The sequence below is a fragment of the Pseudopedobacter beijingensis genome (genome assembly GCF_042678145.1).
In the GTDB taxonomy this organism is placed as follows: domain Bacteria; phylum Bacteroidota; class Bacteroidia; order Sphingobacteriales; family Sphingobacteriaceae; genus Pseudopedobacter; species Pseudopedobacter beijingensis.
In genome coordinates this window covers 124,177-137,613 of sequence record NZ_JBHUDG010000001.1, presented here as the reverse complement: position 1 = coordinate 137,613, position 13,437 = coordinate 124,177, and the positions used below count along the sequence as shown (strand labels likewise).

Genomic DNA, 13,437 nt, shown 5'->3' with positions numbered 1-13,437 from the left:
GTACTTTTACTTTACGGGTGTTTACTTATAAGAGTATTTATTACTGATGGATTTATTAATACTCGGCTCTTACAGTTTTTTCATAATCTTTAAATGAGCATTCGCATATTTATAAACTTCTGTACTTATATCTTGAGATTCATCTTCGTGAACAACATCATCTGGTTTCCTTATTTTCCTCCCAAAAACATTCTCACAAATCCATCATCATTCAGATCCGGGTAAGCAGCATACACCCTGTCTATCTCCTCCATCTGACCTTCCGATAGTTCTTCCTCCGGGTTAAGGCACCATCTTCCTTCTAATAGTCCTTGTCTTCTCAATACTTCGTGGATACCCGGAATACAGCCGTGGAAAGCATTCGCCGGATCAAACAAGGCTGCATTAACGTCCGTAATTTGGACACCCAATGCCAATAAAGCTTCCAATTCTTCAACCCTTTTGTTTTTCCGATAAGCTTGTACCCTTTCCATCAGCTGCACCACATTGTTTGTCCAAACAGCCCAGTGCCCCAATAAACCTCCCTTGAAACCTACTGCTACTTCTTCACCTTTAATATTAAATTTAAAGGTTGTTAATAAGTCGGCCATAATGTTGTCATCGTTACCTGTATACATCGATATTTTTTCACGTCGGCTGGAGCTTGCTACCGCACGCATCACGTCCAATGTCTGATAACGGTTAAAAGAAGCACATTTAATAGCCTCAACATTGTCTATCTCTGCAAATTGCTGCCAAAAAGCATAGCTGAATATTCTTCCTCCTACCGAAGGTTGCAGGTAAAAACCAAATACAGGCATAACTGCAGCTACTGCCCTTACCCGATCTAAAATCGCATCTTCGCTCCAGCCCTGCAAACCGCCCATGCTTAACAGGCCAATATCGTATCCGTATTTTAATGCTATTTCGGCCTCGGATACTGCTTGTCCTGTTGGACCGCATATTCCTGCTATCTTTAAAAACGGTCTATTTAAATTAGCTTTTTCTATTTCTTCGGAGGCCAGTGCCAATACTTTCTCGAACAGGTTCACTTCGGGATCCCTGATCTCAAACTGCGTGGAATGTACGCCTACGGCCACGCCGCCTGCTCCACTGGCCATATAATACCGTGTCAACTGTCGCTGCCTTGCTTCATCTAGTTCCCTGGCTGAATTTAACGCCAGGGGGTGGGCCGGCAATACGGTCCCTGATTCTAATAGTTGCTTGAGTTCTTTGCTTAGTCTTTTCATTAGAATTTACCTCTTCTTTCCTGAAAGTGTGTCTCTTTTCCGAATTCTTCGCCACCTTGCATTAACCAGGTAGCTGTAATGTCTATAATTTCTCTTACGGTTACCCTTGGATAACCGAATAAGCGATGGCATTCTGATGCATTGTTTAATAAGGCTGTACCTTCTGCTTCATAAATAAACTTAGGGGATTTATTAAACTTTTCTCCAAATTGCGCTGCTATCCATTTGATAGATAATGTTTCCGGGCCTGTAACGTTTAACATTTTTGCAGGGGATTGGCAATGCAATAAAGACCTGATGGCTACTTCATTGGCGTCGCCCTGCCAAATTACGTTTACGTTTTCTGTTCTAAGATCAATCTCTTTTTCTTGTAATACACTCTTGGCGATTTCCATCATGACTCCATAACGGAAATCTACTGCATAATTTAAACGGTAAATTAAGGTTGGCGTATTATTCTTTTTGGCAAAATATTCGAATATTCTTTCTCTGCCTAAGGTAGATTGTGCATATTCACCAATTGGCTCAGGTGTGGTTTCTTCGGAAACCCCGCCTGAAGTAACTTTGACAAAGGGCAATACGTTACCTGATGAGAAAGCTACGATATTGGAGTTCTTGAATTTATCGGCAACCCTACCTGGTAAATAAGCATTCATCGCCCAGGTAAAGCCTTCATTGCCTACCGAACCAAATTTAAAACCTGCCAAATAAATAATATTTTTTACATCAGGAAGTTGTTGCAACTGATCATCTTCTAATAAATCACAGGATATGGTTTCAATTCCTGAATCTTCCAATTCCTGCCTTGCCCTGGCATCCGAAAAACGGGAAACACCGATTACTCTTTTATGAATACCTGCTGCTTTTATAGCTGCGACGGCCAGCTTACCCATGCTGACTCCCATCTTGCCCCCTATACCTAGAAGCATGATATCGCCTTCTATCTTTTGGATGTCTGCAATCAATACTGATGATGGCTGTGTAAGCTGATCTTCTAACGCTCTTAATTCTTTCATTTAAATTATTATGTTCTTATTTTATAAAAATATCGTATGCATTACTGATTGCTAAAAAAACAACAAGGATAAGTCCAATACCGCCACTTATTTTAACAAAAGGGCTGTTTTTCTTATTGCCCATAATTTTTTCATCGTTTGCAATCGCATACATGGCAAAGCCTATAAAAGGCACTAAAAAAATGGTTACGCTTTGCGCCATCACGATCAGCTCCAAGGGAAGTTTTCCAAAAACAATGGCTACAATTGCTCCAATAACCATGACCAAAGCAATAAATATTCTGATGGTTTTGCTGCTTAAATCGCTACCATAACCTAAACCGTCGCCTAATAATGTGCCGCCGAGGGTTGCATTACCCACCACAGATGAAAAGGAAGCTCCAAAAAGTCCTGTTAAAAACATAACCGAAGCATAGCTACCAAAAAGTGGCTCCAAGGCTCCTGCCATATCTAATGCACTTTTCACTTCGATACCTTTAGGTTTTAATATTGCAGCTCCACAAATCATAACCACCAAACTCATAACACCTAGTAGCATCACTCCTGTTAAGCTATTGTCTTTACTATTACTGCCGTTAATTTTTGCCCGCTCTCTTACCAGATAGGATTGATAAAATGCCCCCACTATTGAAAAACACGAAGCCATAAAAGCTATAACCAATCCTGTTGAGCCGACAGGTAAACTTGGTTTAAAGCCGCCGATAATCTGGTTAAAATCTGGCCTGGCTAGAAAAAAAGTAGCCACAAAGGACAAAAGCATAAGCCCTACCAGTATTAGCATCAGTTTTTCTAAAGTTTTATAAAAGGAGCGGAAGGAAAGTAATAAAATCCCCAGCAGGGTAAATACAATAACCCATAATTTGGGACTGGTACCGGTAGATTCTGCAATAGATATGCCCACGCCAATAGAATTACCCGCCTGAAAGGATGCTGCAACTAAAAATATCCCTACACCTATAGTAACCGAAAAAAATTTGCCAAACTTCTCTTTAATTAAGCTTAATAAAGATTTGGTGCTTGATGAGCCAATTCTGCTCCCCATGCCCGTAAATATGGCCATAAAGAACACCGCAACAAGCACTATCCATTCTAGTGCATAACCGTATTCTGCCCCCAATTTGGTGGTGATTGTCATCTTGCTGGGGCCAAATACCACCGCTGCCAATATAATGCCCGGTATTAAGGATTTGAAAAAATTTGTAATTGGTTTTGATTGCTCCTTCATGACTATTTTCTATATTTTTTAATGTCTGCTGGTGTTATTGCTAATGAATGATTTCCCCATGATTTTCTAATATAGCTTAAGATCGAGGCGGCATCTTCATCGCTTAAAAAATTGAATGCGGGCATCTGCTCCGTCTTGCCGGGCTTAACCGAGCCATTTAAAAACAGATTGATAAGACCTGCTTTATCTCCGTTGACCTTGGTTGAATTTTTTAATGCCGGAAACACCTGCCCCAAGCCTGCCCCATCTCCCTTATGGCAAGAAACACAATAGGCATTATATAATGCTGTACCTGTTTTAACAGCTTCTTTAGTACCTGTAACAAGCCTGCCTTTCAAGGGCGTTTTTAGCGCTTTAGCAACCCTGTTGATTCTTAATATTTTATCGTCTCCTGTTTTAGGAAAACCCGCTTGCGGATTCCAATCCCTATTGCTGGTCGCCAGGTAAATATCGCCAGAGGGAGAAACAGTAAGCGTACGCAGCCTGCCGTAATGATTTTCAAAAAAAATCTCTTCAGATATTATCTTCTTCCCGGATTCATCTAGCTTTAACACCCTTAGGCTCTGGCTTTTTAAGGTCGTAAGCAGCAAAGCGTTTTTCCATTCGGGTATTTGATCGGAGTTATAATAAGCCAGCCCGGCCGGGGCTATTACGGGGGTCCAGGAACGCATCGGCTCTTTTGTGTTTTTTTGTTTGGCATAAGCAATTTCGGCCGGCAAATCATGCTTCCCTTCTATTACCGGCCAGCCATAGTTCCTTAAGGGCTCGATAATATTTACTTCATCTTCTATGGCATCACCATGTTCGGAGGTGTACACGTAGCCCCGATCGGAAACGGTAAGCCCCTGCATGTTCCTAAAACCCCAGGCATAAACATAGCTCCCTTGGATCGGATTGTCTATGGGGACGGAACCGTCCCATTCTATGCGGAGGATCTTGCCGTTCAGCGTAGTACTGTCCTGGGCATGGGTCGGGCTGTCTACATCCCCCGTCGCCCATAACAGTTTCCCGTTCTTGGAAAAAGCCAGACGGGCTCCGTTATGCCCTGTACTCCCTTCGATCTCCAGCAGTACTTTGGGATTGGTCAATGTATCTTTTTTGTAGGTAAATCGCTCTAACCTTGAATAAATCGAATCTTGATACTTAGTTGTATAGCTTACATAAACATAAGGATAAGCCTTAAAATCGGGATGCAATGCCATACCCAACAAGCCCAAAGTACGATGATGGTAAACTTCTGGTATAACAAATAATTGCTTACGCTTTCCCGTAGCTAAATCTAATCGAGAGATAGCTCCCTTAATTTCGGTAAAATACAAACTGCTATCGTAATGGTTATACTGAACATCCCAAGGAACATCTAAACTATCGGCTATAACAGATACTGACAGTATCGTTTTAGATAATGCCACATAATCCTCTACTTTAGGGCTAAAAACAGTCTTAGACTTATCTCCAAAACAGCTTACTAACAGCAAAGTCAAACAAAAAAATAAATAATTAATCTTAAAAAAATAAATCGTATTTAACATCTATATTATATCCTAATAGGTTTATAAAAAAGATATTTTCGAGTAAATAATCATATATACTGGCCAATACCTTCGATTTAATTAGCTTCCTATTTTACTTAAACAACAGCTTATTTTTTCCGATAACTAATACATTTTTCAATAACCAATCGTAAGTTTTTTCTCTTTGCTCTGGATAAATTTTATGCACTCCTTCTGGTATCAAATACAGCTCTTTTGGAGATTCAATTACATTATAAGCGGCATATATAGAAGTTGGTGGAGTAACCGTATCATTAAATCCCCAGGAGAAAAAGCTCGGAATTTTTAGCTTTTTAACAAAGTTTACAACATCGTAATAAGCTAATGTTTTAATAACCTGCTCTTTTTTATCCTCATACAGCTCAGGTTTGGTAAACAAATGTGGCCATCCGCCAGCTCTATTATTAATATAACCAGTAAAATCACACATGGCTGGGCATAAAGCCACCATATAATTAATTCTACTTTCCAACGCTGATGTAATGGTAGAGAGAGCTCCCCCCTGACTGGATCCCCAACTTCCAATGCTTTTACCATCAAACTGAGGTAGAGAATATATTAAATCTACTGATCTTACACAGCCCAGAATAACATTTTTGAAATAAAAAGAATCCTTATCTTCTATTCCTTTATATTGATAGGCTTTCAGTTCATTTTGCTGAAGATTAACATAATAGGATTTTTCATACGTCACAGGATGTCCATGTATATAAAGGTCTAAGGTGACAAACCCTTTGCTTGCAGTTTGCTGATCGCCGCTTAAAGGCAACCAACCAGCACCAGGAAAGCGTATAATAGCAGGATATTTACCTTCCTTTTTAGGCATGCTTAACACCCCATAAAACTTTTTTACACCATCATTATAAAACTCGTATTCAACCTGATAGACCGAAACATCCTCATGACTCTTATTCTGAATGGAAGTTAGTTTAGTATTAAGCGGAATACTTTTAGCTTGCTTAATCGCTTTAGACCAGTATGCATCAAAATCCTTTGGCCTGGCCGTTGTTGGTTTTATTTTTTCGGGCTCAAAGCCTGCAGTAGCTGTAGCTCGATAGCTTTTTCCTCCGATAACAACTTGCGCATCGCAACGTAAAAAACCCGGCTCGGTCATGCTTTCTCCTATAAGCTCGGCATAACCTTGGCTTACTTTAAGCTTAGCTCTTTGCGTGGCTTTCATTTTTTCAGGTCCAATAGCATAGCTGATTTCTACATTATCTAAAGGAATATTATTCTCTACTAATTTCAACCTAAAACGAGGCTGTTCGCCAAGTTTATAAAGCCAATCTTGCTTATCTAATGCGATAGAAAACTGCAGGCTACTTACTTGCCCAGACTTAGGTTCTTCTATATCTATACCCGCTGTGCTATATTGCGCTTTGATGGAAGAAGTAAGCATACTTATCCCTATCACAAATAAAATTTTTATATATTTCATGCTTGAAAATCGATAATTAGAATTTCTATATCCTAGAATTTCTAAGTGCGTCGCTATAAATTATACTGGGTTTAACTAAATAAATTATTAAGCTTTAAAACAGCTCATATTCCTATTTTTTAGTAAAAAATTAATTAGAACTCTTGCCTAAATGTTTTTTTAAAAAACTAAGCCCTTCTGCTACTTTGGCTTCATGGCCTCCCTCGTGTAATACAAGTTCCATCCCATTGGCTAGCCCTAACTTATCGTAATGAACTTTAGAAGCTTTAAACTCTTTTATAATATCTGGCCAATAAGCAATATTGTCTTTTTTACCATGCTGAATTTGCATGGGTCTTGGACAAACCATAGAAACCAGATCATTCTCCGAAAACTCAGTTAACCAACCAGTTAAATAAGCATATTCTTCTCCATATTTTGCAAAATTACTCCACTTATCATCCTCAATAGCCATCTTATTTATTCGATTATTAAACCAAGCAGAAACAACTCCAGCTTTAATTCTACTATCTAAAGACATCCAAAACATTGTTGCCATTCCTCCCAATGAAACGCCCCACATGCCTATTCTCTCTCCATCTATTCTATCATCTTTAAGCACTTCATCCAATAAATTTTGGGTTCGAGAAAATTCTATTCCGGGTAAAGAAATATTAGCCAAGCGGGTATAACGCTCTATATTATTCCTTTTAGAAATATCTCTTAAATTTAGGGGAGATAGTACCGCAAAACCAGCCTCTACCAATGTTTTAGCATAAGCATAATAACTCTTCCCGTCGGCAGTAAAAGGGCGTTCGGGGCTACTGCCAGCACCATGCTGTACGATAACTAATGGCACAGGTTTGTTTTTTGATGCATTTTTAGGCATAACCAATATTCCTTTGGCCGATATATTTCCTAAGGGAAGTTCTATCCATTCTCCAGCTAATCCTTCAAAATTATATGCTGTACGCTTAATTTCGCCAGATTTTCTTAACATCGGGGGTTTAATTACCACATCCTTCCATCGCAATACATTAGGCTGCACACTTCTTATATAAGCCGGAATACTGGAATAATCTCTATTCCATAATTGCTGCGCTCTGGCTGGGTATTCATCAATAAGGTAATGTTTTAAATAGGCCTCTAGCTCCAATTCATAGCTATCTAATCGCTTTTTTTCATCGTCTACCGAGATTAAGGATTTATAATCTTGAGCATATCCTCTTGTATGAAAAATAAAAAACAGCCCAAAAATAATAGCCCAAAAACCAAAATGTGATTTCATGATTGTTCTATAATGTTTCATGATTAATTATTTTTTTCAATTACATTTTCTAAAGTTTTATTGTATTTCAGCTTACCCAATTTATCGGTCATTTTAAGATGAAGCCCCACAGAAGCCGTCCTATTAAAGGATAATTCCCATTTATTTCCCTGCTCATCGCTAATTGATACAATATCTAAATCGCCACTTTTTCTAACCGACTGACTTATTTGTTGGCTATCGTTAGCTGCTGAGGCTTGTAATACATGTAAAAAAACACTTCTATCTGCTTCCTTAGCATCGCTAATTTCTAACCGCCATTTCCCCGTAAGCTTCATTGTTTTATCCCAATCTGCACCGCCAGCTAACTCCCAGTTTCTACCAGAGGCTTCAAACTCTCTACCTGGGCCGCCTACAAGATTGTAATTTGGGACTTCTGGAAGCAGGGTAGTTACCCATAAATTCCCTCCATGGCTAGCCTTCCATTGATTAGTACTAATAACAACCGGTTTTTCTTGAAAATGCAGTAAAAACTCTTTTTTCTGAGATTGCTTAACCGAAGCTACCCGGTCATAAATAACAAATACATTGGGTTTTAAAAACACAAATTGACGCACCACCTCCCTACTTTTAAGGGCAGCATAATTTTTTGTAGCATCAGCAGCAGCATAAATAAAATCTTCGGTACTTTGCAATGCTAAAGGCAGCGATTTATCCTTATAATTTTGCCCCCCGTGGTTATAATAAGTTTTCCCATCAGGCACATAACTCCATGCTTTCCAAAAATCGGGCATTGGCTCATGAGGTTCATGAATGAGAATGGTATTATGAGCCACGCTTTGAGGTGCAAAATTATGGTGGTGATCGGTTTCTGTTCTGCTACCTGCATCTAAAGCCAAAAAATTCTCTTTATAAATAACAAAACTAAGATCATCATAGTGCTGATGATTGATTTGATCTGCTCCAAATCTAAAACTGGCATAAGTATCTTTATCGCCTTTTCCGGAACGCATAAGCAAAAGACCAAAACTAGAGTTATAGAAATACCTGCCATAATCTAAGGCATCCATTTTTCTCACTTTATTGCTATTAAAATCGGTAAGAATAAAAGGTAAAAAAGGAAATAAATTATCCAATACCTTTCTTTTATCGGCAGGTAAATTAGCCTGTAAAGAATAAGCTTTACCAATTTTATCTGGATATTTTGCCCCATAAAAATGGGCTACCTGCGCCATGTGGGTATATAAATCATCCATTCTAAGCTGATTGTCTGAATGTCCAATATCTCCAATTCCATGAAACAACATCCTGCCTGTACTAGACAACTTAATGGCTGCCCAATCAAACCAATTTGGAAAATCAAGCATTTGCTTCCATTTATCGGTTAAGTCCTCTCCAAAAGCAGAATTCCAAGTATGGAAAAAATTGAAAGAAGAATAAGGATAATTAAAAAAAGAATAAGAAACTGTAGAGGAAGATAGCAAGCCCGAACCTGCAGATATCCGCTCTCTATGGTTCATCATATCGACAAATAATTCCCCTCCTGCTTTTAACATTTTTTCTGAACGGACATCGTCTACACCATCTCCATATCCGGCAAGGCCAGCAAACCATTGAAGTGCTGTCTCTCCATAATTTCCATCAATAGCTCCTCCTATTGTTCTTCTAAAGGTGTATTCTCCTTCAGGTTGCGATTTTTCAATATAATTCAGCATGGGCATCAGCAAATCTTTTCGCTGTGCTGTGCTTAATGTTGAACATACCCAATCATAAGCAGTAAGGGCATTAATACGTACATTACCTGTTAAATCGACCCAAATATTTTTACTGGCCGTCCACTGGAAAACATAATTAGCCAGTTTAATATAATTAACCGCCTTTGCTGCCAGCTTAGGATCTTCACTAATTAAATAAACCAATGCAATTTTAACCGCCTGGTCGCCGCCATTGTATTTAAAAAGTTTTTGACCTTGCTCTGCAACTTTATGAGTTTTAATACTTCCATCTGCATTTTGTATATACAAATCGGTATTCATCACAATGGGTGCATCAAAAGGAAGTTCATCAACTTCTTTTTTAAGTTTTTCATATTCCGAACATAAATCTTGCTTTACCTTGGCCTTGATATCGATTAATGTTTTCTTATTAATAAAAATTCGTGGATGCTCCTTACTTATTTTGGAAAGCCATGCTCCGTTTCCCAGCAAATCAAACTGCTGAGCCGGCAAAGTCAAAGCACTTAATATAAGTAAACAAAACAAAGGCACTGTTTTAAGCATCTTTTTATAAAATATCTTCATTGTATACATACTATCTAATTTTTAACATTTCTTCTAACCAGGTATTTCCGTTTTTTGCCTGTAAAGCACTTACGGTATGCGAAACTTCGGGGTCTATGAATATTTTTTTAGGTCCCTGAATAATATTATACATAGAATAAATAGAAGTAGCCGGAGTTATTTCATCATTAAAACCCCAAGAATAATAACCCGAAGCCCGAACGTATTTGGCAAAATTTACCACATCATAATAAGCTGCCGTTTTAATATAATCTTTACTAGCAGCTAAATGCTGATTAGCATGATTAAATAAATGAGGCCAGCCTGCTGCCCGGTTATGAATAAAACCAGTAAGTTCTGCTAGTGCAGGGCAATAAGCCAAAACAAACTTAACCCTAGGATCTAAAGCTGCTGTAACTATTGATAAAGCACCTCCTTGGCTAACACCAGTTACCGCCAAAGTATGGCCATCAAACTGGGCTAAGGTATATATAAAATCTAAAGCTCTTTTACTCCCCAGGTATACGCGTTTAAAATAATAATCGTCTTTGCTTTCCAGTTTAAACTCGGGATATTTACGTAGAGCTCCTTTATATAAATCACTATACACCACGCTATCCATATTTACCGGAATACCATGAATACCGATAGCCAATGTTATTACTCCCTTTTCTGCCAGCTCAATATTACCCCAGTGAGGCCTAATTCCTGCTCCCGGAAAACGAACTACCGCAGGATATTTCCCTTCCTTTTTTGGTAGGCATAAAATACCATAGATTTTAGAACCCATGGCCTCATTCTGAAAATTAACATGGTAGACATTAACACTTGCAGTACTCCGGTCTTTTAATAATTCTAATTTCGGATTAAGCGGTATTTTCTCCAAACCATTCAATTCCTTTTTCCAAAAAGCCATAAAATCTTTAGGCTCTACACTGGTGCTAAGAATTTTATCCGGAGAAAACCCAACTACAGCTATCTCTCTATATATTTTCCCTTCATATTCTATATTAAGCTCACATTTTAAAAAACCAGGTATGGTTAAGGGCTTTGCAACAATTAGCGTTTTGCCGTTTACCAGTTTTCTTTCCCCCTTTTGGTAATGATTAATGCCTTCCCGGCCTAATAAATATTCAACTTTTAACCCATCGATTAAGTTTCCATCCTTTTCTACTACAACAGCAAAAGAAACCTCTTCTCCAATATTATAAACCCGACTTTCTTTATTAGCATGTATTTTGATGCTAATTTCAGCCGCTTTGGAAGCTAAAAAAACAGCCATTAATAATAAGGTTAAAAACAACCTTAAGCCTGTTTTTTTCAATAAATATATTCTTGATATTTTTTTCAAGTGTTTTCTTATCTAAAAATTATTCTACTTATTTTTCCAAAAACCTAAGTAGAGAACTACAAGAAACCGCTAGCTTTTAAATAATTAACCCACTGACTATAGGCTAATGGTGTTAAATGGATGCCATCATTGGTAAGCTCTGGTTTAATTTTACCTTGCTCGTCTTTAAATTGGTCGTGAAGATTAACATAAACAGTTTTTTTATTAGCAGCTAAAACTTTTAATTCTTCATTAAATTTGCTGATAACAATTGATTTCCCTTTAAATCTAGGTATCATATCCTCATCTATTGGCAAAACCGATTGAATATACAATTTGGTTTTAGGGCTTTGCTTTAAAATCTGATTAACAATTCTGGTATAATTCTTTAAAACCAGTTCCAGCGGCCAGCCTCTACCAGCTAAATCGTTTACTCCAATCATTAAAAATATTTTTTCTGGCTTAGCTGTTAAAACACCATCTAACCTTGCTAAAACACCAAAAGTATTATCTCCCCCAATTCCTCGGTTAGAGATCAGTTTGCCTGGAATTAGCTCATTCCATACGCCACGCTCGGTAATGCTATTACCTAAAAAAACGATGGCTTTATTCGCTATTGGAAAAGAGGCAAACAATTCCATCCTTTGATCAAAATGCTTGCTTTTAAAAGTACTGTCTATGATTGGTGCAAATCCTATTTTCGTATTTTCATCCTGAATTTTCTTATGCAGCTGCTTTAAAACCTCTTTTTGCTGTTCACTAATCACTTCATTATAAAGCTTAGTTCCTTCAGCATATATTTCCTTGTATTTTAATTGTTTTTCGCTCTCAACCAAATTAGCATCATTTTTAGCCTGCTTTAACTTTTCGTCTGTATTGCTCTTTATTTGCTTAATTTTCGCTTTTTGTGCTGCTGTTGCCTCAATTAAATCTAGCGTCTCCTCTGAATAATAACTTAGAGATTTACGAACTTGTGCTGATAATGAAGCCCAGCTACAGTGTATCAATAGCAATGCGGTAAAAATTATTCTGATCATATTATATTTCAAATTTAATCCTTCTGAATATTATTTATTTAACACCTAAATAATGGTGATTTCAATGAGTCCTAATTAAAATCACCATTAAAAAAAACAACTATAAAAATTTATGCTTTCTAAAATATTCGGCCATTAATTTATACCCCTGCGGAGTTAAATGAATACCATCGGTAGTATAGTCTGAAATCAGCTCGCCATTTTTCCCAAGAACTTGATTAAAGAAGTTTACAAAAACAAGATTTTTCTCTTTCGCTAAGGCGCCTAATTTTTCATTAAATTGTTTAAAATAAACAGACTTACCTTTAAACCTTTCTATTGTAACTACCTGCTCGTTAATAGGTAGCGATACGATATATATTTTAGTTTTCGGAGATCCTTCTTTAAGCCTATCTACTATTTGCACATATTTATCATATACAAAATTTACTGGCCAAGCTCTACTACCCAAATCATTAGTTCCTATGAATAGAAATACCTTTGAAGGTTGCATAGCAATAGCCTGATCTAACCTAGCTAATACCCCTAAAGTATTATCGCCGCCAATCCCTCTATTAGAGATAATCGAATTAGGAAAAAGTTCGCTCCAAGCACCCCGTTCAGCACTGCTACTTCCTAAAAACATAACCGTATTTTTAACAAGAGGAAAAGAATTAAAAAGACTCATTCTTTGTTGATAGTATTGATTATAATAACTTGAACTATCAGTAACAGGGATAACTCCATCTCTTTGTTTTTGATCTTGTATATCCTTTAACAATTGTTTAATAATTGCCTTCTGTTTATCTGATATTACCGAATAATAATCTTTACTACTCTTGCTATAGACCTCTTTATAACTATCCTTCTTCTGCTGTTCGGTTAATTTCTCATTGGCTTTAATAAGCTTAACCTGCTCATTGGTAAATTCTCTAATAGCCAAAATTTGCGCTCTTTGCTCTGCACTTGCCTCAATAGCACTTAAGGTTTTTTCTGAATAATAACTAAAAGCTTCGCTAGTTTGTCCCTTGGTTTTTAGCACACAAAAAAACAAGCAAAAAAAACAAATTAACTCTCTTAAAAATCTCCAATGCATCTCTTAACT

The 13,437-nt window shown here is 37.4% G+C and carries 10 protein-coding genes; all 10 read right to left on the bottom strand.

Annotation, left to right across the window (positions count from 1 at the left end; translation table 11 throughout):
- Positions 1 to 170: 170 nt before the first annotated feature.
- Positions 171 to 1,229, bottom strand: coding sequence for a dihydrodipicolinate synthase family protein (locus ACFSAH_RS00470; protein WP_379660712.1), 1,059 nt, complete (start codon positions 1,227 to 1,229; stop codon positions 171 to 173).
- The gene (locus ACFSAH_RS00465) at positions 1,229 to 2,245 is read right to left on the bottom strand and encodes an NAD-dependent epimerase/dehydratase family protein (protein WP_379660711.1); all 1,017 of its coding nucleotides are present in this window, start codon (positions 2,243 to 2,245) and stop codon (positions 1,229 to 1,231) included. Before ACFSAH_RS00465 ends, ACFSAH_RS00470 begins: the two co-directional genes overlap by 1 nt.
- A 16-nt stretch (positions 2,246 to 2,261) precedes the next feature.
- Positions 2,262 to 3,470 carry an Nramp family divalent metal transporter gene (locus ACFSAH_RS00460; protein WP_379660710.1) on the bottom strand — a complete coding sequence of 403 codons (1,209 nt, stop codon included), beginning with the start codon at positions 3,468 to 3,470 and terminating at the stop codon, positions 2,262 to 2,264.
- 2 nt (positions 3,471 to 3,472) lie between these two features.
- Entirely contained in the window at positions 3,473 to 4,954 is a 1,482-nt protein-coding gene (locus tag ACFSAH_RS00455; RefSeq protein ID WP_379660709.1) for a PQQ-dependent sugar dehydrogenase, read from the bottom strand.
- 142 nt (positions 4,955 to 5,096) lie between these two features.
- Positions 5,097 to 6,461 (bottom strand): acetylxylan esterase, encoded by a 1,365-nt coding sequence (locus ACFSAH_RS00450; RefSeq protein ID WP_379660708.1) that lies wholly within the window; start codon positions 6,459 to 6,461, stop codon positions 5,097 to 5,099.
- Positions 6,462 to 6,591: 130 nt separating this feature from the next.
- Positions 6,592 to 7,749, bottom strand: coding sequence for an alpha/beta hydrolase family protein (locus tag ACFSAH_RS00445; protein ID WP_379660707.1), 1,158 nt, complete (start codon positions 7,747 to 7,749; stop codon positions 6,592 to 6,594).
- A gap of 2 nt (positions 7,750 to 7,751) precedes the next feature.
- Positions 7,752 to 10,016 carry a heparinase II/III domain-containing protein gene (locus ACFSAH_RS00440; protein WP_379660706.1) on the bottom strand — a complete coding sequence of 755 codons (2,265 nt, stop codon included), beginning with the start codon at positions 10,014 to 10,016 and terminating at the stop codon, positions 7,752 to 7,754.
- 1 nt (position 10,017) lies between these two features.
- Positions 10,018 to 11,268, bottom strand: coding sequence for an acetylxylan esterase (locus ACFSAH_RS00435; RefSeq protein WP_379660705.1), 1,251 nt, complete (start codon positions 11,266 to 11,268; stop codon positions 10,018 to 10,020).
- A 125-nt stretch (positions 11,269 to 11,393) separates the two neighbouring features.
- Positions 11,394 to 12,353, bottom strand: a complete 960-nt coding sequence (locus tag ACFSAH_RS00430; RefSeq protein ID WP_379660704.1) for a GDSL-type esterase/lipase family protein — start codon at positions 12,351 to 12,353, stop codon at positions 11,394 to 11,396.
- A gap of 100 nt (positions 12,354 to 12,453) precedes the next feature.
- Complete coding sequence (locus tag ACFSAH_RS00425; protein WP_379660703.1) at positions 12,454 to 13,374, bottom strand: GDSL-type esterase/lipase family protein; 921 nt, start codon at positions 13,372 to 13,374, stop codon at positions 12,454 to 12,456.
- Positions 13,375 to 13,437 lie beyond the last annotated feature (63 nt).

Coding starts and splice junctions, on each gene's coding strand:
- ACFSAH_RS00470 (WP_379660712.1), bottom strand. CDS start 1,229: ATGAAAAGACTAAGCAAAGAACTCAAGCAACTATTAGAATCAGGGACC.
- ACFSAH_RS00465 (WP_379660711.1), bottom strand. CDS start 2,245: ATGAAAGAATTAAGAGCGTTAGAAGATCAGCTTACACAGCCATCATCA.
- ACFSAH_RS00460 (WP_379660710.1), bottom strand. CDS start 3,470: ATGAAGGAGCAATCAAAACCAATTACAAATTTTTTCAAATCCTTAATA.
- ACFSAH_RS00450 (WP_379660708.1), bottom strand. CDS start 6,461: ATGAAATATATAAAAATTTTATTTGTGATAGGGATAAGTATGCTTACT.
- ACFSAH_RS00445 (WP_379660707.1), bottom strand. CDS start 7,749: ATGAAACATTATAGAACAATCATGAAATCACATTTTGGTTTTTGGGCT.
- ACFSAH_RS00440 (WP_379660706.1), bottom strand. CDS start 10,016: ATGTATACAATGAAGATATTTTATAAAAAGATGCTTAAAACAGTGCCT.
- ACFSAH_RS00435 (WP_379660705.1), bottom strand. CDS start 11,268: ATGGCTGTTTTTTTAGCTTCCAAAGCGGCTGAAATTAGCATCAAAATA.
- ACFSAH_RS00430 (WP_379660704.1), bottom strand. CDS start 12,353: ATGATCAGAATAATTTTTACCGCATTGCTATTGATACACTGTAGCTGG.